General features: G+C 76.4%; 24 protein-coding genes. 19 read left to right on the plus strand and 5 right to left on the minus strand.

All coding sequences use genetic code 11. The features are described from left to right. Nucleotides 1-17: 17 nt before the first annotated feature. Together AB0J00_RS05440 and AB0J00_RS05445 are read left to right on the plus strand one after the other, a co-directional pair. The gene (locus tag AB0J00_RS05440) at nucleotides 18-1,178 is read left to right on the plus strand and encodes a D-alanine--D-alanine ligase family protein (RefSeq protein ID WP_357741252.1); all 1,161 of its coding nucleotides are present in this window, start codon (nucleotides 18-20) and stop codon (nucleotides 1,176-1,178) included. Beyond that, nucleotides 1,175-1,816 carry a hypothetical protein gene (locus AB0J00_RS05445; protein WP_357741255.1) on the plus strand — a complete coding sequence of 214 codons (642 nt, stop codon included), beginning with the start codon at nucleotides 1,175-1,177 and terminating at the stop codon, nucleotides 1,814-1,816. The genes AB0J00_RS05440 and AB0J00_RS05445 overlap by 4 nt, the downstream gene beginning before the upstream one ends. Before the next feature lie 7 nt (nucleotides 1,817-1,823). Here AB0J00_RS05445 and AB0J00_RS05450 read toward each other — a convergent pair whose 3' ends face one another. Then, a complete protein-coding gene (locus AB0J00_RS05450) occupies nucleotides 1,824-2,477 on the minus strand; it encodes a DUF3515 domain-containing protein (RefSeq protein WP_357741258.1) in 654 nt (217 codons plus the stop codon). A gap of 5 nt (nucleotides 2,478-2,482) precedes the next feature. Next, a complete protein-coding gene (locus AB0J00_RS05455; protein WP_357741261.1) occupies nucleotides 2,483-2,716 on the minus strand; it encodes an Lrp/AsnC ligand binding domain-containing protein in 234 nt (77 codons plus the stop codon). Between the two features lie 107 nt (nucleotides 2,717-2,823). Here AB0J00_RS05455 and AB0J00_RS05460 point away from each other — a divergent pair, with 107 nt between their 5' ends. From AB0J00_RS05460 to AB0J00_RS05470, 3 genes are read left to right on the plus strand one after another with little or no spacing between them, the layout of a single operon-like run. Continuing rightward, nucleotides 2,824-3,861 (plus strand): thiamine-phosphate kinase, encoded by a 1,038-nt coding sequence (locus AB0J00_RS05460; RefSeq protein ID WP_357741264.1) that lies wholly within the window; start codon nucleotides 2,824-2,826, stop codon nucleotides 3,859-3,861. Further along, on the plus strand, nucleotides 3,845-4,372 hold the full coding sequence (locus AB0J00_RS05465) for a GNAT family N-acetyltransferase (RefSeq protein ID WP_357741267.1): 528 nt from the start codon (nucleotides 3,845-3,847) through the stop codon (nucleotides 4,370-4,372). The genes AB0J00_RS05460 and AB0J00_RS05465 overlap by 17 nt, the downstream gene beginning before the upstream one ends. Further along, a complete protein-coding gene (locus AB0J00_RS05470; protein WP_357741270.1) occupies nucleotides 4,360-4,983 on the plus strand; it encodes a cytidylate kinase-like family protein in 624 nt (207 codons plus the stop codon). The genes AB0J00_RS05465 and AB0J00_RS05470 overlap by 13 nt, the downstream gene beginning before the upstream one ends. Before the next feature lie 178 nt (nucleotides 4,984-5,161). On the opposite strand, the gene rpmB is transcribed toward AB0J00_RS05470, so the two are convergent. Further along, complete coding sequence (gene rpmB / locus AB0J00_RS05475) at nucleotides 5,162-5,353, minus strand: 50S ribosomal protein L28 (protein WP_357741273.1); 192 nt, start codon at nucleotides 5,351-5,353, stop codon at nucleotides 5,162-5,164. 163 nt (nucleotides 5,354-5,516) lie between these two features. On the opposite strand from rpmB, the gene AB0J00_RS05480 reads away from it, so the two are divergent. From AB0J00_RS05480 to AB0J00_RS05540, 13 genes are all read left to right on the plus strand, one after another. Further along, nucleotides 5,517-7,139 carry a DAK2 domain-containing protein gene (locus AB0J00_RS05480; protein WP_357741276.1) on the plus strand — a complete coding sequence of 541 codons (1,623 nt, stop codon included), beginning with the start codon at nucleotides 5,517-5,519 and terminating at the stop codon, nucleotides 7,137-7,139. Continuing rightward, nucleotides 7,139-9,337 (plus strand): ATP-dependent DNA helicase RecG, encoded by a 2,199-nt coding sequence (gene recG / locus AB0J00_RS05485; protein ID WP_357741279.1) that lies wholly within the window; start codon nucleotides 7,139-7,141, stop codon nucleotides 9,335-9,337. The genes AB0J00_RS05480 and recG overlap by 1 nt, the downstream gene beginning before the upstream one ends. Further along, complete coding sequence (gene rsmD / locus AB0J00_RS05490; RefSeq protein ID WP_357741280.1) at nucleotides 9,337-9,891, plus strand: 16S rRNA (guanine(966)-N(2))-methyltransferase RsmD; 555 nt, start codon at nucleotides 9,337-9,339, stop codon at nucleotides 9,889-9,891. The genes recG and rsmD overlap by 1 nt, the downstream gene beginning before the upstream one ends. Then, nucleotides 9,888-10,376, plus strand: coding sequence for a pantetheine-phosphate adenylyltransferase (gene coaD, locus AB0J00_RS05495; RefSeq protein WP_357741283.1), 489 nt, complete (start codon nucleotides 9,888-9,890; stop codon nucleotides 10,374-10,376). The genes rsmD and coaD overlap by 4 nt, the downstream gene beginning before the upstream one ends. After that, complete coding sequence (locus AB0J00_RS05500) at nucleotides 10,373-11,059, plus strand: hypothetical protein (protein WP_357741286.1); 687 nt, start codon at nucleotides 10,373-10,375, stop codon at nucleotides 11,057-11,059. The genes coaD and AB0J00_RS05500 overlap by 4 nt, the downstream gene beginning before the upstream one ends. A gap of 131 nt (nucleotides 11,060-11,190) precedes the next feature. Next, nucleotides 11,191-11,895: a YceD family protein gene (locus AB0J00_RS05505; RefSeq protein ID WP_357741288.1), complete on the plus strand. Its 705-nt coding sequence runs from the start codon at nucleotides 11,191-11,193 to the stop codon at nucleotides 11,893-11,895. Nucleotides 11,896-11,897: 2 nt separating this feature from the next. Beyond that, the gene (gene rpmF, locus AB0J00_RS05510; protein WP_357741291.1) at nucleotides 11,898-12,077 is read left to right on the plus strand and encodes a 50S ribosomal protein L32; all 180 of its coding nucleotides are present in this window, start codon (nucleotides 11,898-11,900) and stop codon (nucleotides 12,075-12,077) included. Nucleotides 12,078-12,235: 158 nt separating this feature from the next. Continuing rightward, the gene (rnc, locus tag AB0J00_RS05515) at nucleotides 12,236-12,940 is read left to right on the plus strand and encodes a ribonuclease III (protein WP_357741375.1); all 705 of its coding nucleotides are present in this window, start codon (nucleotides 12,236-12,238) and stop codon (nucleotides 12,938-12,940) included. Between the two features lies 1 nt (nucleotide 12,941). Beyond that, complete coding sequence (gene mutM, locus AB0J00_RS05520; protein ID WP_357741294.1) at nucleotides 12,942-13,820, plus strand: bifunctional DNA-formamidopyrimidine glycosylase/DNA-(apurinic or apyrimidinic site) lyase; 879 nt, start codon at nucleotides 12,942-12,944, stop codon at nucleotides 13,818-13,820. Then, nucleotides 13,817-14,080, plus strand: coding sequence for an acylphosphatase (locus AB0J00_RS05525; protein WP_357741297.1), 264 nt, complete (start codon nucleotides 13,817-13,819; stop codon nucleotides 14,078-14,080). The genes mutM and AB0J00_RS05525 overlap by 4 nt, the downstream gene beginning before the upstream one ends. Nucleotides 14,081-14,230: 150 nt before the next feature. Next, nucleotides 14,231-14,416 carry a hypothetical protein gene (locus AB0J00_RS05530; RefSeq protein WP_357741300.1) on the plus strand — a complete coding sequence of 62 codons (186 nt, stop codon included), beginning with the start codon at nucleotides 14,231-14,233 and terminating at the stop codon, nucleotides 14,414-14,416. Between the two features lie 57 nt (nucleotides 14,417-14,473). Beyond that, nucleotides 14,474-18,040: a chromosome segregation protein SMC gene (gene smc / locus AB0J00_RS05535; RefSeq protein ID WP_357741303.1), complete on the plus strand. Its 3,567-nt coding sequence runs from the start codon at nucleotides 14,474-14,476 to the stop codon at nucleotides 18,038-18,040. A 16-nt stretch (nucleotides 18,041-18,056) separates the two neighbouring features. Further along, nucleotides 18,057-18,968, plus strand: a complete 912-nt coding sequence (locus AB0J00_RS05540; RefSeq protein ID WP_357741306.1) for an alpha/beta hydrolase — start codon at nucleotides 18,057-18,059, stop codon at nucleotides 18,966-18,968. On the opposite strand, the gene AB0J00_RS05545 is transcribed toward AB0J00_RS05540, so the two are convergent. Continuing rightward, complete coding sequence (locus tag AB0J00_RS05545; protein ID WP_357741309.1) at nucleotides 18,965-19,795, minus strand: endonuclease/exonuclease/phosphatase family protein; 831 nt, start codon at nucleotides 19,793-19,795, stop codon at nucleotides 18,965-18,967. The two genes, AB0J00_RS05540 and AB0J00_RS05545, sit on opposite strands and share 4 nt — an antisense overlap. Next, entirely contained in the window at nucleotides 19,792-21,447 is a 1,656-nt protein-coding gene (locus AB0J00_RS05550; RefSeq protein WP_357741312.1) for an alkaline phosphatase D family protein, read from the minus strand. The genes AB0J00_RS05545 and AB0J00_RS05550 overlap by 4 nt, the downstream gene beginning before the upstream one ends. 51 nt (nucleotides 21,448-21,498) lie before the next feature. Between AB0J00_RS05550 and ftsY the strand changes: the two genes are divergently transcribed. Beyond that, a complete protein-coding gene (ftsY, locus tag AB0J00_RS05555) occupies nucleotides 21,499-22,701 on the plus strand; it encodes a signal recognition particle-docking protein FtsY (RefSeq protein WP_357741314.1) in 1,203 nt (400 codons plus the stop codon). Nucleotides 22,702-22,908: the final 207 nt, after the last annotated feature.

Raw genomic sequence — 22,908 nt, forward strand, 5'->3', positions numbered from 1 at the left:
CGGTTAGGGTTCCCCCGATGAGCGGGCAGGCGCGCAAGACCAGGGTCGCTGTCGTCTTCGGTGGCCGGAGCGCGGAGCACGCGATCTCCTGCGTCTCGGCCGGGAGCGTGCTGGCCGCGCTCGACCCGGACCGCTACGAGGTGGTGCCGGTGGGCATCACCCGCGACGGCCGGTGGGTGCTCACCGACGGCGACCCGGCCCGGCTGTCCATCGACGGCGGCACGCTGCCCGAGGTCACCGACGGCACCGCCGTCTCGCTGGTCGGCGACCCCGCCGGCCGCGGCCTGGCGGTGCTGGACGCCGGGCAGGCGATCGGGCGGCTCACCGAGGTCGACGTCGTCTTCCCGGTGCTGCACGGCGCCTACGGCGAGGACGGGACCATCCAGGGCCTGCTGGAGATGAGCGGCCTGCCCTACGTGGGCTCCGGGGTGTTCGCCAGCGCGGCCTCCATGGACAAGGAGTTCACCAAGAAGCTCCTGGCCGCCGCCGGGCTGCCGCAGGGCGACCACGTGGTCCTCCGCGACGCCACCGGCGCCGTGTGCCCCGACCCGGCGCTGCTGGACGACGCCGCGCGCGAGCGCCTGGGCCTGCCGGTGTTCGTGAAGCCGTCCCGGGCCGGGTCGAGCATCGGCATCACCCGGGTGACCGACTGGGCGCAGTTCCCCGAGGCGGTCGCGACCGCGGCCGCCATCGACCGCAAGGTGGTCGTGGAGGCCAGCGTGCCCGGCCGCGAGGTCGAGTGCGGCGTGCTCGCCGGCCCGGCCGGCGGCCTGCCCGAGGCCAGCCTGCCGGCGGAGATCCGGCTGCGCCCGGGCACCGACTGGTACGACTTCGACGCCAAGTACCTCGACGACGCGGTCGACTTCGACGTCCCCGCCGGGCTGACCCCGGAGCAGACCGCGGCGGTGCAGGAGCTGGCCCGCCGCGCGTTCCTCGCGCTGGACTGCCGCGGGCTGGCCCGGGTCGACTTCTTCCTGGGCACCGACCCGGCGACCGGCGAGGACCGCTGGGCCGTCAACGAGGTCAACACGATGCCGGGCTTCACGCCGATCTCGATGTACCCGCGGATGTGGGCGGCGACCGGGGTCGGCTACCCCGAGCTGGTCGACCGGCTGGTCGCCAGCGCGTTCGACGGGGACGGCAGCGCCCCGGGGACCGGGCCGCGGACCGGCGGGTGAGGTCGCTGCTGGTCCCGGTGGCCGGGGCCGTGCTGCTCCTGCTCACCGGGACCGGCTGCACCTCCGGCGGCCGGGCGCAGGACGCCGCGCCCTCGGCGCCCGCCCGGCCCACGTCGGCCGCCGGGCTGGAGCGGCTCCTGCTCACCGAGGTCCCCTCCGGGCTGCCCCGGGTGCCCGACCACGAGCTGGAGCCCGCCGCGGGCCGCAAGACGGCCGCGGACCTGGCCGGCTACGCCCCCGACCCGGCGCACCAGCGGGAGGTGCTGGAGGACTACGGCTACCAGTGGGGCTGGGAGCGGTTCTGGCGCTCGGGCGACGAGCTGACCAGCGTCTTCCTCGACCAGTTCAGCCGTGCGGAGGGCGCCGGCAACTACGCCGCGGACCTCGCCGGCAACGACGAGGAGTACTACGGCGGCGAGCTGGACACCAGCCCGGCGCGGCTGCCACCCGGCTGCACCCTGCTCACCGTCGACGACCCCGGGACGAGCGGCCGGCTCACCGGGCCGTCGGCGATGTCCTGGTGCGCCGCCGGGCCCTTCACCCTGCAGGTGGCCGCGGTGTCCACGTCACCGGAGGCCGCGCTGGCCGAGCTGGAGGCGGTCACCACCGCGCAGCTGGACCGGCTGCCGGCCGGCTGAGCCCGGGTCAGCCCGCGGGCGTCGGGTCGACGTAGGGGATCGCGGTGCCCACCAGCTTGCCCAGCGCGGTCACCGAGGCGCTGTCGGCGCTCGCGGGCACCCGCACCTGGACGGGCACGTTGCGGTCGACCGTCGTCCAGACCGTGGTGTCCTTCGTCGACGTGGTGTCGACGAACCACTGCACCTGGTCGATCTGGATCGTCGAGGACCCCACGACGTACCCGGCCGGGGGCTCGGCGCCGCAGATCATCACGACGGCCGGGTCGCCCCACGCGTAGACGTAGGGGGAGTCGGACCTCACCAGCCGCGACTGCTCGCCGTCGAGCTCCAGCGGCAGCTGCTGCATGAGCACCGGGCAGGCCAGCTCCGCCGCCGGGGTCACCGGGGGGACGTCGACCTGCAGCGTGGGCAGGTCCTCGGCGCGCTGCGGCGTCCGGCTGCCGGACAGCTGGGCGACGCCGCCGTCGCCCTTCCCGTCGTCGTCGGACGAACCGCCCAGCACGTTGATCAGCACGATCAGGACGACGACCACCGGGACGGCGACCGCGGTGGCGATGAGCGCCGCCCGGCGGGTGATGTCGTCGGGGCGGCGCGGGCCCTCGGTGCCGTCCGGGGCGGGCGGCTCGGGAGCGGGCGGACCGGGGGAGGCGGGGCTGGTCACGGACCTCAGATGTTGACGACGGGGCAGGTCAGGGTGCGGGTGATGCCGTCGACCGACTGGACCCGGGCGACCACGAGGCGGCCGAGCTCGTCGACGGTGTTCGCCTCGGCCCGCACGATCACGTCGTAGGGACCCGTCACGTCCTCCGCCTTGGTCACCCCGGCGATCTCGCTGATGGTCGCCGCGACCGCGGCTGCCTTGCCGACTTCGGTCTGGATCAGGATGTAGGCGTGGACCACGGGTTGACCTTCCTCGGGCGCTCCCATGCAGGGAACGGCGGGGGACACGAGCAGGCACCGCGACAGCGGGCCGAACGGCAACGTACCCCAGCGGCCGGAGCCGGCTCGTGACTCGGCCCCGGCCCCGGCCCGCACCCGGTGGGCAGGGTGAGGCGGCCGACACCATCGGCGCGGTCGGGGAGTTCGCGCTCATCGACCGGGTCACCGCCCGCGCCGGCGCAGCCCGGCTGGCCGAGGTCGGCCCCGGCGACGACGCCGCGGTGCTGCGCGCCCCCGACGGCCGGGTCGTCGCCTGCACCGACGTGCTGGTCGAGGGCCGGCACTTCCGGCGCGACTGGTCCTCGGCCGAGGACGTCGGGCACAAGGCGGCCGCCGCGAACCTCGCCGACGTCGCCGCGATGGGCGCCACCCCCACCGCGCTGCTCGTCGGCCTGGCCTGCCCCGCGGACACCCCTGCGTCGTGGCTGGAGGGCGTCGCCGCCGGGATGGCCGCCGAGTGCGCCCCGTTCGGGGCTGCGGTCGTGGGCGGCGACACCTCGGCGAGCGCGCCGGACTCCGCGGCCGTGGTGCTGTCGGTGACGGCGCTGGGCGACCTCGGCGGGCGGGCGCCGGTGCTGCGCTCGGGAGCCCGCCCCGGCGACGTGCTCGCGGTGACCGGCCGGCTGGGCTGGTCGGCCTGCGGCCTCGCAGTGCTCCAGCACGGCTTCCGCTCGCCGGCGGCCGCGGTCGCCGCGCACCGCCGGCCGGCCCCGCCGTACGCCGCGGGACCGGAGGCCGCCGACGCGGGCGCCACCGCGATGTGCGACGTCAGCGACGGGCTGCTCGCCGACGCCGGGCACCTCGCCGCCGACAGCATGGTGCGCATCGACCTGGACCTGGCCGCGGTGCGGGAGACCTTCCTCACCGGCCGGGGTCCGCTGCTGCAGGTGGCCGCGGCGCTCGGCGGCGACCCGCTGGCCTGGGTGCTCACCGGTGGCGAGGACCACGCGCTGGTGGCCACCTTCCCGCCCGGTGCGGCGCTGCCGGAGGGGTGGGCGAGGATCGGTGCCGTGGGCGCCGGTCAGGGGGTCCACGTCGAGGGCGTGCCGGCTGACCGGTACGCCGCGGAGAGGGGAGGGACCCCGGGGCATGTCCACTTCGGCTGAGGTGACGTTCCGGCAGGTGGGCTACGCGGACCCGGTGGCGCAGCGGCTGGTCGAGGCGGTGCAGCAGGAGTACGTCGTCCGCTACGGCGGCCGCGACGACGCCGTCGTCGACCCGGCCGAGTTCACCGCGCCGCTGGGCTGGTTCGTCGTCGCCGAGGTGGACGGCGTCCCGGCCGGCTGCGCGGGCTGGCGGGTGCACCCGTACGGCGACGACCCGGGGGTGGTCGAGCTCAAGCGGATGTACGTCGAGCCGGCGTTCCGCGGGCAGGGGCTGGCGAAGCTGCTGCTCGCCGAGACCGAGCGCACCGCGGCCGCCGCCGGTCACCACCGGGTGGTGCTCAACACCGGCCACCGCCAGCCGGAGGCGATCTCCCTGTACGAACGTGCTGGTTACCGGCCCGTTCCGGGGTACGGGGTGTACGCCGCAGCGCCGGACGCCGTGTTCCTGGGCAAGGACCTGACCGCCGGCGGGCGCGGCCCCGAGCTGGAGGAGGACGCATGGGCGTCGTGACGGTGTCGGCGTCGTTCGGAGCGGGCGGTGCGGAGATCGCCCCCGCCGTCGCCCAGCGGCTGGGCCTGCCCTTCTACGACCGGGCCATCCCGGCCGAGGTGGCCGGCCGGCTGGGGGTGCCGCTGGAGGAGGCGGAGGCCAACGACGAGACGGTCGCCCACGGGCTGTGGCGGCTGATCTCCTCGCTGGGCACCATGCCCGACATCGGGACCACGGGCGTGGGCAGCGCCCCGGACGAGCGGGCCTACAAGGTGCAGACCGAGCGGGTGCTGGCCGAGATCGCGGCCGGCCCCGGCGGGGTGGTGCTCGGCCGGGCCGCGGCGATGGTGCTGCGCGACCGGTCCGACGCGCTGCACGTGCGGCTGGACGGCGCCCCCGAGCGCCGGCTGGCCGCGGCGGTGCGGCACCTGGACGCCGCGGAGGACGTGGTGCGCAAGGAGCGGGACGCCGCCGACGCCGCCCGGGTCGCCTACGTCAAGCACTTCTACCGCTGCGACCCGACGCACGCCCGGCACTACCACCTGGTGGTGGACAGCACGGTGCTGCCGCACGACGTGGTCGTCGAGTTGGTCGTGCAGGCGGCCCGCGCCCGGGGCATCGGCGCCGTCTGACGCCGGCTCGCCGCCGTTGATCATGGGCGGATCGCCGCCGACACGCCGGTGGACGGCGTGGCGGGCGACCACGCGCCCATGATCAACGGGGCGGACGGGCGGGCGCACGAAAGAGCCCGGAGGTCGGTGACCTCCGGGCTCTCGTCCCGGCCGGGGCCGGGTCAGTCGGTGGGGAGCGTCAGCCCCGCACGACCTTGCCGGCGCGGATGCACGAGGTGCACACGTTCATCCGCTGACGGCCACCACCGGCGAGCATGGCCCGCACGGACTGGATGTTCGGGTTCCAACGGCGCGGCGTACGACGGTGCGAGTGCGACACCGACATGCCGAAACCGGGGCCCTTGCCACACACGTCGCACACGGCAGCCACGGTCGATCACTCCTAGATTTGTCCAGCTGAAGTCGAAGCGCGGCGCGGATCGTCGTCCCGAGGGCACGACTCAGCTCCGCACACGCAGGGCACCACTGTAACCGGTCTTCCGCGCAGGTGTCCGACCACCCCGGGAGAGGCTGCGCACAGCCGGGGTCCGTCGGTGCCCGCAGGTACATTCCCGGGCGTGCTGGAGGCGCTGGACGAGGCCGCGGTCGGCCGGTGGAGCCGCGCCGTGGTCGATGCGCTGTCCGCTGCCCGCGGCCGGCTGGACGAGCTGAACGTCTTCCCGGTCCCCGACGGCGACACCGGCACCAACCTGCTGCTCACCGCGGAGGCCGGCCACGCCGCGCTGGAGGCCGACGGCGGGGCCGCCCCCTGGACGGCGCTGGCCCGGGGCGCCGTGCTCGGCGCCCGGGGCAACTCCGGGGCGATCCTCGCCCAGCTGCTGCGCGGGCTCGCCGACGCGCTGGCCGGCGCGCACCGGGTCGACGGCCCGGCGTTCGCGGCCGCGCTCACCGACGCCGCCCGCGCCGCCTACACCGCCGTCGCCGACCCCGCCGAGGGCACCTTCCTCACCGTCGCCCGGGCCGGGGCGGATGCCGCCGCCGGCGCGGTCGCGACCGGCCCGGCGGCGCTCGCCGAGGTGGTCCGCGCCGCCGCCGACGGCGCCCGCGCCGCGCTGCACGCCACGCCGGGGCAGCTGAGCGCCCTCGCCGACGCGGGGGTCGTCGACGCCGGCGGCGCCGGCTGGTGCCTGGTGCTCGACGCCCTGGTCGGCACCGTCACCGGGGAGCCGCCCGCACGTGCCCCGCTGCCCGGGCGCCCCAGCCGGGCCGGCCGTCCGGCGGCGCCGCTGGTCGCCGAGCCGCCGGCCGGGCCCGGCAGCGAGGTCCAGTTCCTGCTCGCCGACTCCGACGAGGCCGCCGTCGCCCGGCTGTCGGAGCGGCTCGCCGCGCTCGGCGACTCGCTGGTCGTCGTGGGCGTCGACACCCCGGGCGGGCGGGAGTGGAACGTGCACGTGCACGTCTCCGACGTCGGGGCCGCGATCGAGGCGGGCATCGAGGCCGGCCGCCCGCACCGGCTGACGGTCAGCCCGCTGGCCGCGCCCCGCCCCCCGGCCGCCGCGCCCGGCACCCGCGCGGTCGTCGCGCTGGCCTGCTCCGCCGGTCTGGCCGACCTGTTCGGCGGCGAGGGGGTCACCGTGCTGCCGGCCGCCGTCGACGAGCTGTCCGAGGAGCTGGTGCTCACCGCGGTGCTGGGCACCCGCGCCGCCCAGGTCGTCGTCCTGCCCAACCACGCCGATGCCGTCGCGCCGGCCACCCGCGCCGCGGAGCGGGCCCGCGCCGACGGCCGCGACGTGGTGGTCGTGCCCACCCGCTCCGCGGTGCAGGGGATGGCCGCGGTGGCCGTCACCGACCCCGCGCGCCGGTTCGGCGACGACACCGTGGCGATGGCCGAGGCGGCCGCCGCCACCCGCTGGGCGGAGGTCACCGTCGCCGACCAGGAGGCGCTCACCTCCGCGGGTCGGTGCGGGCCCGGCGACGTGCTCGGCTCGGCGGAGGGCGACGTCGTCGTCCTCGGTGCCGACGCCGCCACCGTCGCCCGCGACCTGCTCGACCGGCTGCTGTCGGCCGGCGGCGAGCTGGTCACCCTCGTCGTCGGGGAGGACGCCTCCCTCGGCGAGGCCGTCTGCGCCCACCTGGCCGCGGTCCACCCGACCGTCGAGGTCGACCGGCACGCCGGCGGTCCCGGGGCGCTCCCGCTGCTCATCGGAGTCGAGTGATGGTCTCCCCGGACACCGACCTGGCCAAGGTGCTCGGTCCCAAGACGGCCAAGGTTATGGCCGAGCAGCTGTCGCTGCGGACCGTGCGCGACCTGCTGCGCCACTACCCCCGCCGCTACGCCCGGCGCGGCGAGATGTCGAAGCTCGACGACCTGGAGGTCGGCGACCGGGTCACCGTGCTGGCCGAGGTGCGCCAGGTCAGCACCCGGCCGATGCGCCAGCGCCGCGGCATGCTCACCGAGGTCACCGTGGGCGACGGCGCGGGGTCGATGCGGCTGGTGTTCTTCAACAACAAGCACCCGAAGCTGGCCGTCGGGGCGTGGGGGCTGTTCGCCGGCACGGTCGGCAAGTGGCAGGGCGCCCTGCAGTTCACCCACCCCGACTGCCACGTGATCACCGGGGACGACGACGACTGGGCGCGCGCCCTGGTGCCGATCTACCCGGCGAGCAAGGACGTCTCCAGCTGGGTGATCCAGAAGTCGGTGAAGATGCTGCTCGACGACCGGCACTCGCTCGACGCCCTGCTCGCCGACCCGATCCCCGAGCCGGTGCGCGACCGGCACGGCCTGCCGCCGCTGGCCACCGCGCTGGTCTACAAGCACCGCCCCGAGTCGATGGCCCAGGTCGAGTACGCCGACGAGCGGCTCAAGTGGGACGAGGCGCTGGTGCTGCAGTGCACGCTCGCCGCCCGCCGGCGCGCGGCGGCGCTGGAGCCCGGCATCGCCCGGCCCCGCCGCAGCGGTGGGCTGCTGGACGCCGTCGACGCCGCCCTGCCGTTCACCCTCACCGAGGGGCAGCGGGTGGTCGGCGAGGAGCTGGCCGAGGAGCTCGCGCACGAGCAGCCGATGAACCGGCTGCTGCAGGGCGAGGTCGGCGCGGGCAAGACCGTGGTGGCGCTGCGGGCGATGGCCCAGGTGGTCGACGCCGGCGGCCAGGCCGCGCTGCTCGCGCCCACCGAGGTGCTCGCCGCCCAGCACGCCCGCAGCCTCTCGGCGATGCTCGGGCCGCTCGGCCGGGCCGGCGAGCTCGACGGCGACCCGGCCGGCACCCGGGTGGTGCTGCTCACCGGCTCGCAGAAGGCCGCCGTCCGGCGGGAGGCGCGCGCCGCGATCGCCGACGGCAGCGCCGGCATCGTCGTGGGCACCCACGCGCTGCTGCAGGAGGGCGTGGAGTTCGCCGACCTCGGCCTCGTCGTGGTCGACGAGCAGCACCGGTTCGGTGTCGAGCAGCGCGACGCCCTGCGCGCCAAGGGCAACCGCCCGCCGCACGTGCTGGTCATGACCGCCACCCCCATCCCGCGGACCGTCGCGATGACCGTCTACGGCGACCTCGAGACCTCGGTGCTGCGGCAGCTGCCGGCCGGCCGCGGCGGGGTGTCCAGCTCGCTGGTGCCGGCGGGGGAGAAGCCGGCCTGGCTGGACCGGGCCTGGGAGCGGCTGCGCGAGGAGGTCGCCCACGGCCGGCAGGCCTACGTCGTCTGCCCGCGGATCGGCGACGAGGAGGGCAGCGGCGGCAAGGACGAGGACGGCCCGGACGCCGAGGACGCCCCGCCGCCGGAGGAGGGCAAGGGCGGCAGCGACCGGCGTCCGCCGCTGGCGGTGCTCGACGTCGCCGAGGCGCTGCGCACCGGCCCGCTGGCCGGCCTGCGGGTCGAGGTGCTGCACGGGCGGATGACCCCGGAGGACAAGGAGGCCCGTATGCGCGCCTTCGCCGCCGGGGACGTCGACGTGCTGGTGGCCACCACCGTGGTCGAGGTCGGCGTCGACGTGCCCAACGCCACGGTGATGGTGGTCATGGACGCCGACCGGTTCGGCGTCAGCCAGCTGCACCAGCTCCGCGGCCGGGTGGCCCGCGGCAAGCACGCCGGGCTGTGCCTGCTGGTCACCGAGGCGTCCAGCGCCTCGGCCACGGGCCAGCGGCTCACCTCGGTCGCGGCCACCACCGACGGCTTCGAGCTGGCGCGGCTGGACCTGGAGACCCGCCGGGAGGGCGACGTCCTGGGTGCTGCCCAGTCCGGCCGCCGGTCCGGTCTGCGGCTGCTGTCGCTGCTGGACGACGAGCACCTGATCGCCGAGGCCCGCGAGGAGGCCACCCGGCTGGTCAGCGAGGGCGGCGGGCTGGCCGACCACCCGGAGTTGGCCGCCGCGGTGGCCGCGATGGCGCTGGACGACCGCGCCGACTACCTGGAGAAGACCTGATGACGCGGCTGATCTCGGGGGAGGCGCGGGGGCGGCGGCTGAAGGTCCCGGCGTCCGGGGTGCGGCCGACCGGTGACCGGGCCCGCGAGGGGCTGTTCAACTCGCTGGGCTCGCTGGTGGACCTCGACGGCGCCCGGGTGCTCGACCTCTACGCGGGCTCCGGCGCGCTGGGCCTGGAGGCGCTGTCGCGCGGCGCGACCGAGGTGGTGCTGGTGGAGTCCGGCCCGAAGGTGCTCCCGGTGCTGCGCGACAACGTCGCCACCGTCGGGCTGCCCGGCGCCCGGGTGGTCGCCGGCTCCGTGCCGGCGGTCGTCGCCGGGCCCGCGCCGGCCGACTTCGACCTGGTCCTGCTCGACCCGCCCTACGCGGTGCCGGTCGAGGAGGTGCTCGGCGTGCTCGGGGCGCTGGCGGCGGGCGGCTGGTGCGCCCCGGACGCGGTGGTCGTGGTGGAGCGGTCCAGCCGCGAGGAGCCGTGGCCGTGGCCGACACCCTTCACCGGGCTCCGCGATCGCCGCTACGGCGAGGCCGTGCTCCGGTACGGTCGCAAGTCGTGAGGCGAGCGGCGGTCTGCCCGGGTTCGTTCGACCCGGTCACCAACGGGCACGTCGACGTCATCGAGCGGGCGGCGGCGCTGTACGACGAGCTGGTCGTGGCGGTCCTGGTGAACCCCGGCAAGGCCGGGATGTTCGGCGTCGAGGACCGGATGGCGATGCTGCGCGAGGCGCTGGTGGAGCTGCCCAACGTGCGGGTCGACAGCTTCTCCGGGCTGCTGGTCGACTACTGCCGCCGCAACGACCTGCCGGTCGTGGTCAAGGGCCTGCGCGCGGTCGGCGACTTCGAGTACGAGCTGCAGATGGCGCAGATGAACCGCGAGCTGGCCGGCGTCGAGACGCTGTTCGTGCCGACCGCCCCGCAGGTGGGGCACCTGTCCTCGAGCCTGGTCAAGCAGATCGCCCGGTTCGGCGGCGACGTCTCCTCGCTGGTGCCCAAGGCCGTCAACGACCGGCTCGTCGCGCAGCTGGGGGAGGAGGCACCGTGACGGAGGTGGTCTACCGGCTCTACGAGACCGTCGACGAGCTGACGACGGTCATCGAGAACGCCCGCAGCGTGCCGATGTCCGGCTCCTGCATGGTCCCGCGCGACCACCTGCTCGACCTCCTCGACGAGCTGCGCGAGACGCTGCCGCAGGAGGTGCAGCAGGCCGGCCTCATCGTCGAGCAGCGCACCGAGATCCTGCAGCAGGCGCAGGCCGAGGCCGAGCGGCTGACCGGCCGCACCCGCAGCGAGAGCGAGCAGGTCGTCGCCGCCGCCCGCCGGCAGCGGGAGGAGCTGGTCGGCACCGCGCGCCGGCAGCGCGACGAGCTGCTCACCGACGCCCAGGCGCAGGCCGACGACCTGCTCGCCCGGGCCGAGGCGGAGGCCGAGCGGCTGGTCGCCGAGGCCCGCCGGCACCAGGACCAGCTCCTCGCCGCCGCCCAGGCGCAGGCCGACGAGCTGGTGGCCGCCGGGCAGGCCGAGCACGAGCGGCTGCTCGTGGAGACCGAGGTGTGGCGGACCGCCGTCGCCCGGGCCGACGAGCTCGGTGCGCAGAGCCAGGCCGAGGCCGCCCGGCTGCGCGCGGAGACCGACGAGTACGTCGACACCCGGCTGGCCGACTTCGGGAACACGCTGGCCCACATGGCGCGTTCGGTCGAGCAGGCGCGGGCGAAGCTGCGCGCCTGACCCCTCCTCCCGCCGCCGGAGAGCTCTCCGCCCGGGATCAGGTAACCTTGACCGTCGCCGGCTGCCGCCGCCCTCCGGGCTGTGCGCCGGCCACCACTGGAACGACACCCACCATGAGCTCGAGTACGGACATGTCTGCTGCCTCCTCGCCCCGCCGCGGCGCCGCGCCCTCCGACGCGCAGCGCCCTGTCGGCGACCCCGCGACGACCGGCAGCCCGACGACCGGCAGCCCCACCGTCGGCAGGGCCGACGCCAAGGCCTGGAAGGTCGACCTGCGGGAGCTCGGCCGCCGCGCCGGCTCGCTGCGCGAGTGGGACAAGACGATCCCCGCGGCCGCCCGCTGGGGCAACGAGATGATCGCCGTCGAGGAGGGCGCGCCGGTCGAGCTGCGCCTGCGCCTCGAGTCGGTCATGGAGGGCGTCCTCGTCTCCGGCGAGGTCGACGCCCCGGTCACCGGCCAGTGCTCGCGGTGCCTGGAGCCGCTGGAGGACACCCTCCAGCTCGACGTCCAGGAGCTGTACGCCTACTCCGGCAGCACCACCGAGGCCACCAGCGGCGAGGACGAGGTCCGGCGCATCGAGGGCGAGCAGCTCGACCTCGAGCCGCTGGTCCGCGACGCCGTCGTCCTGGCCCTGCCGCTGTCGCCCACCTGCACCCCGGACTGCGCCGGGCTGTGCGTCGACTGCGGTGAGCGGCTCGACGACCTGCCCGCCGACCACTCGCACGAGGTGATCGACCCCCGGTTCGCCGGGCTGGCCGCCCGCTTCGCCGACCTGACCGACACCACCGGGGGTGCCCAGCCGGGCGCTCGCGGCACCGACACCGAGGAGAACTGACCATGGCCGTCCCGAAGCGGCGGATGTCGCGCGCGAACACCCGCTCCCGCCGGTCGCAGTGGAAGGCCACGGCCCCCACGCTGGCGCCGTGCCCGAACAAGGCCTGCGGCGAGCTCAAGCCCCCGCACCAGGCCTGCCCGACCTGCGGCCAGCACGACGGCCGCCAGGTCGTCGCGGTCTGACCCGAGCACCACACCCCCCCGGCGTGAGCACCACCTCCGCTCCGGCGTCCCCGGCCGGCCGGTCCCTCTTCGGGACCGCTCCGGCCGCGGACGCTGCACCGGACGGTGCGGCCACCTCTCCCGCCGGGGAGGAGCACGCCCGCTCCGCAGCCCGCTGGCTGGCCGACGCCCTCGGCGTCGTGCTGCCCGGCGGGCTGCTGGCGTTGGCGCTGACCCACCGCTCGTACGCCTACGAGCACGGCGGCCTGCCCACCAACGAGCGCCTGGAGTTCCTCGGCGACTCGGTGCTCGGGCTGGTCGTCACCGACGAGCTCTACCGCGGCCACCCCGACCTGCCGGAGGGGCAGCTGGCCAAGCTGCGCGCCTCGGTGGTGAACATGACCTCGCTGGCCCGGGTCTCCCGGGCGCTCGGCGAGGGCGGCATCGGCCCGCACCTGCTGCTGGGCCGCGGCGAGGAGACCACCGGCGGCCGGGAGAAGGACTCGATCCTCGCCGATGCCCTCGAGGCGCTCATCGGGGCGGTGCACCTCGGCGCCGGCCTGGAGGTCGCCGCGGCGATCGTGCACCGGCTGTTCGACCCGCTGCTGGCCGAGTCGGCCACCCGCGGCGCCGGCCTGGACTGGAAGACCAGCCTCCAGGAGCTCGGTGCCGCCCAGGGGCTGGGCGCGCCGCACTACGCGGTCGAGGACGACGGTCCCGACCACGCCAAGACCTTCACCGCCGTCGTCTTCCTCGCCGGCGAGCCGCGCGGTCGGGGCACCGGCCGCACCAAGAAGGCCGCCGAGCAGGAGGCCGCCGAGGCCGCCTGGCGGGCGCTGTCGGCGACCGCCGACGGCGACGGGGCCGACGCCGCGGAGGCCTGACGTGCCCGAGCTGCCCGAGGTCGAGGTCGTCCGGCGCGGGCTGGACCAGTGGGTGACCGGCCGGCCCATCGCCGAGGTGCAGGTCCTGCACCCGCGGGCCGTGCGCCGGCACCTCGAGGGCGCGGAGGACTTCGTCGCCGCGCTCACCGGCCGCACGTTCACCGCCGCCCACCGGCGCGGCAAGTACCTGTGGCTGCCGATGGCCGAGGCCGACGGCACGCCGTCCGGGCAGGCGATGGTCGGCCACCTGGGCATGAGCGGCCAGCTGCTGGTGGAGAAGTTCCGCGAGCCCGACGAGGTGCACCTGCGGGCCCGCTTCCGGTTCACCGACGGCGGCCGCGAGCTGCGGTTCGTCGACCAGCGGACCTTCGGCGGGCTCGCCGTCGAGGAGACCGGGCCCGGTGGCACCGTGCCGCCGCGCGTCGCGCACATCGCCATCGACCCGCTGGACCCCGCGTTCGACGCCGACCGGTTCGCCGCCGCGCTGCGCCGCCGGCGCACCGAGGTCAAGCGGGCGCTGCTGGACCAGACGCTCATCGGCGGGGTCGGCAACATCTACGCCGACGAGTCGCTGTGGCGCGCGAAGCTGCACGGCGCCCGGCCGACCGACAAGCTGACCCGCGCGCAGGTCACCGACCTGCTGGAGGGCGTGCGCGACGTGCTCACCGAGAGCCTCGCGCAGGGCGGGACGTCGTTCGACTCGCTGTACGTCGACGTCAACGGGCAGAGCGGCTACTTCTCCCGCCACCTCGCGGTCTACGGCCAGGAGGGCGAGCCCTGCCCGCGCTGCGGCACGCCCGTGGTGCGCGAGCAGTTCATGAACCGCTCCAGCTACAGCTGCCCGCACTGCCAGCCCCGGCCGCGGGCCCGCCGGTCGTGAGGGTCGTCGCCCTGGTGGCCGGGCACGTGCAGGGCGTCGGGTACCGGTGGTTCGTCCGGCAGCAGGCCGGCGCCCGCGGGCTGGCCGGGTCGGCCACCAACCTCGCCGACGGCCGGGTCGAGGTCGTGCTGGAGGGACCGGCGGACGACGTCCGCACGGTGCTCGCCGCGCTGGACGGTCCGCAGGCGCCCGGCCGGGTGTCCGGCGTCGACGTCCGGGACGAGCCGGAGCAGGGGCTGAGCGCGTTCACCGTCAGGTGACGAAGACGACATCACCCCGACACGGGAACGCTGTAGTCGAGCCGTTGACCCAGGTCGCTGGCGGTGTCACCCTGAGAGTGCCAGCCCGCGCAGACCGCCTCCGGCGGTGCGACGGGGCACATCCCGCAGCCACAGAAAGGCCGCTCAGCCATGGCCAAGGCCCTGTTCGGTTCCGTCGTCGCCCCCTCGGAGCTGCTGGCGGCCGAGAACGCAGCGCTGCGCGCCCAGGTACGCCGGCTCCAGGCCGAGCTGGCCACCGCCCGCGAGGAGCGCGACGCCGTGATCGCCCGCGAGCTGCTCACCCTGGCCGACGACTCGGCCGCCGCCCTGGCCTGACGGGCACGACCCCTCACGAGGGGCCGGCGTGTCGGTGACCGCGGCTAGATTTCCCTCGTGCACCTCTCCAGCCTGACGCTCAAGGGCTTCAAGTCCTTCGCGTCCGCGACGACGCTGCGGCTGGAGCCCGGCATCACCGCCGTCGTCGGCCCCAACGGGTCGGGCAAGAGCAACGTCGTCGACGCCATCGCCTGGGTGCTCGGCGAGCAGGGCGCGAAGAGCCTGCGCGGCGGCAAGATGGAGGACGTCATCTTCGCCGGCACCGCCGGCCGCGCGGCGCTGGGCCGCGCCGAGGTGACCCTCACCATCGACAACGCCGACGGCGCCCTGCCGATCGACTACACCGAGGTGTCGATCACCCGCCGCATGTACCGCTCCGGCGAGAGCGAGTACGAGATCAACGGCGACAAGGTGCGCCTGCTCGACGTCCAGGAGCTGCTGAGCGACTCCGGCATCGGTCGCGAGATGCACGTCATCGTCGGCCAGGGGCAGCTCGACGCCGTCCTGTCCGGCCGCCCCGAGGACCGCCGCGCCTTCGTCGAGGAGGCCGCCGGAGTCCTCAAGCACCGCAAGCGCAAGGAGAAGGCGCTCCGCAAGCTCGACGCGATGCAGGCCAACCTCGACCGGCTGGCCGACCTCACCACCGAGCTGCGCCGCCAGCTCAAGCCGCTGGGCCGGCAGGCCGAGGTGGCCCGCCGCGCGGCCGGCGTCCAGGCCGACCTGCGCGACGCCCGGCTGCGGCTGCTCGCCGACGACCTGGTCGCGCTGCGCGACGCGCTGGACAAGGACGTCGCCGACGAGACCGCCGCCCGCGCCCGCCGCACCGTGGTGGAGGCCGCGCTGGCCGAGGCGTCGCGCAGCGAGTCGGCGCTGGAGTCCGCGCTGGCGGCCGACGCCCCGCAGCTCGCCGCCGCCCAGGAGGCCTGGTACCGGCTGTCGGCGCTGGCCGAGCGGTTCCGCAGCGTCGGCCAGCTGGCGGGGGAGCGGCACCGGCACCTCACGGCGGCACCGCAGGCCGGCCCGGCCGGCCGCGACCCCGACCAGCTGGACGCCGAGGCCGACCGGGTCGAGGGCACCGAGCGGGAGCTCGCCGACTCGCTGGCCGCCGAGCGCGAGCGGCTGGGCGGCGCCGTCGCCACCCGCACCGAGGTCGAGCAGGCGCTGGTCGAGGCCGAGCGCGCGCTGATGGCCGCCGCCCGGGCGCTGGCCGACCGCCGCGAGCAGCTGGCGAAGCTGTCCGGCCAGGTCGCCGTCGCGCGGTCGCGGGCCGCCGCCGGGCAGGCCGAGATCGAGCGGCTGGCCGCGTCCGCGACCGAGGCCGGTGACCGGGCCACCGCCGCCGAGGAGCGGCTGGCCGCCCGGCGCGACGAGCTCAGCGCGGACGCCGGCGGCGACTCCGACCACGCCGCGGCCCACGCCGACGCGGTCGCCGCGCACAAGGACGCCGTCCGGCTGGTCAACGAGCTGGTCCAGGCCGAGCGCGCCGCGGAGCGCGACCGGGCCGGCTGGCAGGCCCGCCGCGAGGCGCTCGCGCTGGGGCTCGCGCCGGCCGACGGGGCCGCCGCCGTGCTCGCCAGCGGGCTGCCCGGCGTGGTCGGCCCGGTGGCCGACCGGCTCACCGTGCACCCGGGCGACGAGGTCGCCCTGGCCGCCGCGCTGGGCGCGATCGCCGACGCGGTCGTCGTCAGCGGGCCGGCCGAGGCCGCCGCCGTGCTCACCCACCTCGCCGGCAGCGACGGCGGCCGGGCCGGGCTGGTCGTGACCGGCGGGCTGCCGCCGGTCGGCCGGGACGGCTGGCCCGAGCTGCCCGTGGGTGCCCGCTGGGCGCTGGACCTGGTCACCGCCCCCGCCGAGCTGGGCCCGGCGCTCGCCCGGGCGCTGGAGCGGGTCGCGGTCGTCGCCGACCTGCCCGCCGCCGTCGCGCTGGTGCGGGTGCACCCGCGGGTCCGCGCGGTCACCGCCGCCGGGGAGCTGCTGGGCGCCGACTGGGCCTCGGGCGGCCAGCAGAACGCGCCGTCCGGGCTCGAGGTGCGCGCCCGGGTCGAGGAGGCCGCCGGCGAGCTGGCCCGCGCCGAGGCGCACGCCGCCGGGCTCGCCGACCAGCTGGCCGCGGCCCGGCAGGCCGCCGCCGAGCGGTCCGCCGACGTCGACACCGCGCTGACCGCCCGCCAGGCCGGCGACCGCGCCCGGTCCGTGGCCGCCGCGGAGCTCGCCGAGCTGGGCGCCGCGGCGCGCTCCGCCGTGGCCGAGGCCGAGCGGCTGGACGCCGCCCGGGTGCGCGCCGAGCAGGCGCTCGAGCAGTCCGCCGCCGGGCTGGCCGCGCTGGAGCAGCGGCTGGCCGACGCCGAGGCCGCGCCGGTCGAGGACGAGCCCTCCACCGAGGACCGCGACCGGCTGCGCGCCGAGGCGGCCGCCGCGCGCCAGGCCGAGACCGAGGCGCGGCTGGCCGTGCGCACCGCCGAGGAGCGGGCCCGCTCGCTGTCCGGGCGGGCCGAGTCGCTGCGCCGGCAGGCCCGGCAGGAACGTGCCGCCCGCGAACGGGCCGCCGCCGCCCGGGCCGCCCGCGAGCGCGGGGCCGCCGTCGCGGCCGCCGTCCGGGACGGTGCGGCGGCCGCGCAGGCCGCGCTGGCCACGTCGCTGGCCCGCGCCGCCACCGAGCGCGACGCCCTCGCCGAGGCCCGCACCGGGCGGGAGGCCGAGCTGCTCGCCGTCCGCACCAAGGTGCGCGAGCACACCGCCGAGCTGGACCGGCTCACCGACGAGGTGCACCGCGACGAGGTGGCCCGCGCCGAGCAGCGGCTGCGGATCGAGGCGCTGGAGGGCCGGGCCGCCGAGGAGTACGGCGTCGACCTGCCCACCCTGCTCGCCGAGTACGGGCCGACCGCGCCCGTGCCGCCCACGCCCGCGCAGCTGGCCGCCGCGGAGACGGCGGGGGAGCCCGAGCCGCAGCCGGTGCCCTACGACCGCGCCGCGCAGGAGCGCCGCGCCGCCCGGGCCGAGCGCGACCTCGCGGCCCTGGGCAAGGTCAACCCGCTCGCGCTGGAGGAGTTCGCGGCGCTGGAGGAGCGGCACACGTTCCTGGCCACCCAGCTGGAGGACCTCAAGACCACGCGCCGGGACCTGCTGACCGTCGTCCGGGAGGTCGACGCCCGCATCCACGAGGTGTTCGCGCAGGCCTTCGCCGACACCCAGCGCGAGTTCACCGAGGTCTTCGCGACCCTGTTCCCCGGCGGTGAGGGTCGGATCTTCCTCACCGACCCCGAGGACCTGCTCACCACCGGCGTCGAGGTGGAGGCGCGCCCGCCGGGCAAGAAGGTCAAGCGGCTGTCGCTGCTGTCCGGTGGCGAGCGGTCGCTGACCGCCGTGGCGCTGCTGGTGGCGATCTTCCGGGCCCGCCCCTCGCCGTTCTACGTGCTCGACGAGGTCGAGGCCGCGCTGGACGACGTCAACCTCGGGCGGCTGCTCACCCTCGTCGAGCAGCTCCGGAGCACCTCGCAGCTGATCGTCATCACCCACCAGAAGCGCACGATGGAGATCGCCGACGCGCTCTACGGCGTGAGCATGCGCGGCGACGGCATCACCGGCGTGATCAGCCAGCGGCTGCGCGAGCAGCAGCCCGCCTGAGCCGGGGCCGGCGGCGGTGCGGATCGGACTGGACCAGCTGGTCGACCCCCGCCTGCTCCCGCTCGTCGCGGAGACCCGCGCCTTCTACGCGCAGCGCGGTCCCCGGCGCGGGCCGGGCAGCTGGGCGGAGCTGCAGGCCGTGCGGGCGGCCCTGCCCCCGGCCGTCCCGGCGAACCCGCCAGCGGTGAGCGAGGTCGTCGGCGTCGGCGACCGGAGCGTGCGGGTGCGGGTGCACGAGCCCGCGGGCCCGGCGGCGGGGGTGCTGCTGCAGGTGCACGGCGGGGGCTTCACCCTCGGCACGGCCGCGGCAGCCGACGTCCGCGACCGGGAGCTCGCGGACGCCCTGGGCGTCGCGGTGGTCAGCGTCGACCACCGCCTCGCCCCCGAGCACCCCTGGCCGGCCGCACCCGACGACTGCGAGACGGCGGCGCGCTGGCTCGCCGCGCACGCCAGGGCACGCTTCGGGACGACGCAGCTCGCGCTCGCCGGCACCTCGGCCGGCGCCACGCTGGTGGTGACCACGCTGCTGCGGCTGCGCGACCGGGGCGTGGCCGCGTTCGGCTCGGCCGTGCTGCAGTTCGGCACCTACGACCTGAGCGGGCAGACCCCGGCCGGCCGGCTGATCGCCGACGAGTGGTTCCTCGAGGCCTACGCGGGGGCCGCGCCGGACCGCACGCACCCCGACCTCTCCCCGGTGTTCGCCGACCTCGCGGGGCTGCCGCCGGTGCTGGTGGTCGTCGGCGCCGACGACGTCCTGCTCACCGACAACCTGGCGATGGCCGCGCGCCTGTCGGCGGCCGGGGTGGACGTCGACCTGCGGGTGTACCCGGGGGCGCCGCACGGGTTCACCGGCCACCCGACCCCGATGGCCCGGGCCGCCCGCGCGGACCTCGAGACCTGGCTCCGGGCCCACCTGCCGGCGAGCTAGACGCCGGAGACGACGTCCAGGTCGACGACGAGCGGGTGGTGGTCGGAGGTGCCCGAGCCGTCGACGACGGCGGCGTCGCGCACCGTCACCCCGGCCGACACCCACACCTGGTCGATGCGCACCCGCGGGTGACCCGTCGGGTGGGTGAGGCCCTGCGCGCGGCGCAGCGAGAACCGCCCGCCCTGGTCGCTGCGCGCCTGCGCGAGGTGCCAGGCGTCGGTGAACCGCTCCCGCAGCACGTCCAGCTCGGGGGCGCCGGCGTCCGCGTTGAGGTCGCCGACGACCACACCGGTCTCCATCGCCCCGGTGTGCAGCGCCGCCACCGCGGCGGCCTGCGCGGCGCGGTCGGCGGCCGAGCGGCTGGACAGGTGGGTGTTGGTCACCCACAGCGCGGCGCCGTCGAGCTCGACGAGCGTGCGCATCGCGGTGCGCCGCTCGCCGCCGCCGGGGAGCGGGTGCACGTCGGTGACGAGGATCGGCAGCCGGGACAGCAGCGCGTTGCCGTACTGCCGCCGGTCGTCGTCCCCGCCCGACGGGCCGGGCTCGTCGATGGAGGGGGCGAACTCCAGCTGCATGTCGAGCGCCCGGGCCAGCAGCAGCGACTGGTCGACGCCCTCGCTGCGCGGGCCGAAGTGCCGGTCGACCTCCTGCAGGCAGATGACGTCGGCGTCGAGCGAGGCCAGCAGCCGGGCCAGCCGCGGGAGGTCGTGCCGGCCGTCGGCGCCCACCCCGTGGTGGATGTTGAAGGTGACCAGCCGCACCGGGATCGGCGGCTGGTCGGGGCCGGGGGCGGGCTTGGTCTCCTCGAACCCGAAGTGCTCGCTCACGACAGACGAGTGTCCAGCACCTGGTCGAAGCGCGGCGCGCCGGACTCGTCGCGGCTGGTGGCCCACAGCAGGAAGCGGGCGTCCCGGCCGTCGAGCACCAGCTCGCCGAGCTCGTTGCCGAAGAACGGGCCGGCGTTCTTCCGCCACTGCACCGGGCTGGCGGGCACCCGGGCCAGCCGGGTGACCACCCCGGTGAGGGCCCGCGCCCAGCGGCTCCAGCCCAGCCGGAAGCCGATCTCGATCGCGTGCGGTGCGGCGTTGTGCAGCGGGGAGACCGTCAGCTGGTGCACCCGGCCGGTCAGCCCGCCGGGGTGCACCAGCTCCGCCGCGTAGGCGTGGTGGACGTCGCCGGACAGCACCAGCGCGGTGGCCGGCGCAGGGCCGAACTCGCCGCGGGCGGTCCCGGTGAGCAACCGGCCGAGCCGCTCGAACGAGTCGTTGAACGCCGCCCAGTGCTCGAGGTCCGCGACCTGCCGGAACTTCTCCGCCAGCCGGCCCAGCAGGCGGCCGGAGTGCCGCGCGGCGACGGTCTCGTCCCACCGTTCCAGGTCGTGCACCGAGTGGGGGAGGAGCCAGGGCAGCGAGGTGCCGACGAGCACGTGGTCGACGCCGTCGTCCACGGCCTGCCGGACGGCGGCCTCGATCCAGCTGAACTCGTCGTCGTCCACGATCTTGCGCTGCTGCTCGTCCAGCACCCGCCCGGCCCGGCTGTCGACCATGACCATCCGCACGTTGCCCCAGTGCCGCACGTAGCTCCAGCGGACGGTCTTCGGCTCGACGTCGGCGGCGCGCGCCATCTCGTCCAGCATCGGGCCGGCGTCGTCCGAGGGGCTCTCCTGGATGCCCTGCCAGGTCGCGTTGTCGGCCAGCTCGCGCGGCGAGAGGTTGCCCAGGTGCTGGTAGACCCAGTAGCTGACCAGCCCGCCGCAGATGCGCCGGTGCCACCAGTCGGTGCCGGTCACCTCCGCGCGCCAGGCGGCCGAGGTGTTCCAGTCGTCGATCATCTCGTGGTCGTCGAACACCATCGAGGACGGGATGGTCGACAGCAGCCAGCGCACCTGCGGGTCGCCCCACGACTCGCTGTAGAGGCGGGTGTACTCCTCGAAGTCCGCGGCCTGGGCGCCCGGCGGCTGCGACAGGTCGCGGCGGCCGGCCATCCACGCCCGGGTGCCCGGGGTGACCTCGTCGGCGTAGACCTGGTCGCCGAGCAGCACCAGGGCGTCGGGCCACTGGTCCTCCGGCAGCTCCAGCGCCTGGCGGGCGTAACCGTCCAGCGCGTCGGGGGCGATGCCGTCGCGGGTGTCGGCGGTCGTGGGGGTGGCGTACCGGCACGAGCCGAACGCAATGCGCACCGGCCCGGGGCGGCCGACCGTGCGGATCCGGCTGGGCGGGAGCGGGCTGCCCGCCAGCGGCCACACCCGGTCGCCGTCCAGGAGCACCTCGTAGGGCGTGCTGCTGCCCGGCTCCAGGCCCTCGACGACGACCAGCGCGTAGTGGTGGCCGTTGACGCAGAACGTGCGGGCGGTGCGGCCGAGCACGTCGACGGTGCACGGCCGGTCGGTCTCGACCCACACGGTGGCCGACACCGGGTCGACGTGCCGCAGCAGCGGACCCAGCAGGAGGAGCGGGCGCAGGCCGGGGGTGTCGGGCATGCCGCACAGCCTGCCGCACGCGGCAACGGTCGCGCTGCGAGACTGACCTGCATGGAGTACGTGCTGATCGCGGTCGCGATCGTCGTCGTCGCCCTGATCGTCGGCGTCAGCCTCCTGGTGGGGCGCGGACGCCGGACCACGCGGCTGGACTCCGACGCCGCGGCCGGCACCACGCTGACCCGGCCGCAGCCCCCGCGGACGACCGCGCCCCCGGCCGGGGACGAGCGACCCGCCGGGTCCGGGGCGACCGCCGCGGACCTGGTCGAGCCGCCCGCGCCGCCGGTCGAGCTGCCGCCGGCCGAGCCGGAGCCGGGGCTGGTCTTCGAGACGCCGCCGCCCTCGGCCGGCCGGCTGGTGCGGCTGCGGTCGCGGCTGGCCCGGTCGCAGTCGTCGCTGGGCCGTGGCCTGCTGACCGTCCTGGCCCGGGAGAAGCTGACCGAGGACGACTGGGAGGAGGTCGAGGAGACCCTCCTGGCCGCCGACGTCGGCGTCGCCGCCACCACCCAGATCGTGCAGCGGCTGCGCACCCAGAGCCTGGTGCTGGCCACCGCCTCGCCCCAGCAGCTGCACGACCTGCTGGTGTCCGAGCTGGCCGCGGTGCTCGGCCCGGACCTGGACCGCACGCTGCGCACCGAGCGGCACGACGGCCGCCCGGCGGTGGTCCTCGTGGTCGGCGTGAACGGCGCGGGCAAGACGACGACGGTCGGCAAGATCGCCCGCTCGCTGGTCGGTGACGGCAAGAGCGTCGTGCTCGGTGCGGCGGACACCTTCCGCGCCGCGGCCGCCGACCAGCTGGAGACCTGGGGCGAGCGGGTCGGGGTCATGACGGTGCGCGGCCGCGAGGGCGGCGACCCGGCGTCGGTCGCGTTCGAGGCGGTGCGCACCGGCGCCGAGGCCGAGGTCGACGTCGTGCTGGTCGACACCGCGGGCCGGCTGCACACCAAGACCGGCCTGATGGACGAGCTGGGCAAGATCAAGCGGGTCGTGGAGAAGCAGGGCCCGGTCGACGAGGTGCTGCTGGTCCTCGACGCGACGACCGGCCAGAACGGCGTCGTCCAGGCCCGGGTGTTCACCGAGGCGGTCGAGGTGACCGGCGTCGTCCTCACCAAGCTCGACGGCACCGCCAAGGGCGGCATCGTCGTCTCGGTGCAGCGCGACCTCGGCATCCCGGTGAAGCTCGTCGGGCTGGGCGAGGGTCCGGACGACCTGGCGCCGTTCGAGCCGGTCGCCTTCGCGGAGGCGATCGTCGGCTGACGCCGCGGTGAGCATCGCAGGGAGCGCCAGCGACCGAGGAGCGGAGCCGGGGCGGAAGCCGACCCGTGCGATCGTCGGCTGACGCCGCGGTGAGCATCGCAGGGAGCGCCGGCGACCGAGGAGCGGAGCCGGGGCGGAAGCCGACCCGTGCGATCGTCGGCTGACGCCGCGGTGAGCATCGCAGGGAGCGCCGGCGACCGAGGAGCG

Origin of the sequence: Modestobacter sp. NPDC049651, from assembly GCF_040659695.1 — a bacterium.
Lineage (GTDB): Bacteria > Actinomycetota > Actinomycetes > Mycobacteriales > Geodermatophilaceae > Modestobacter.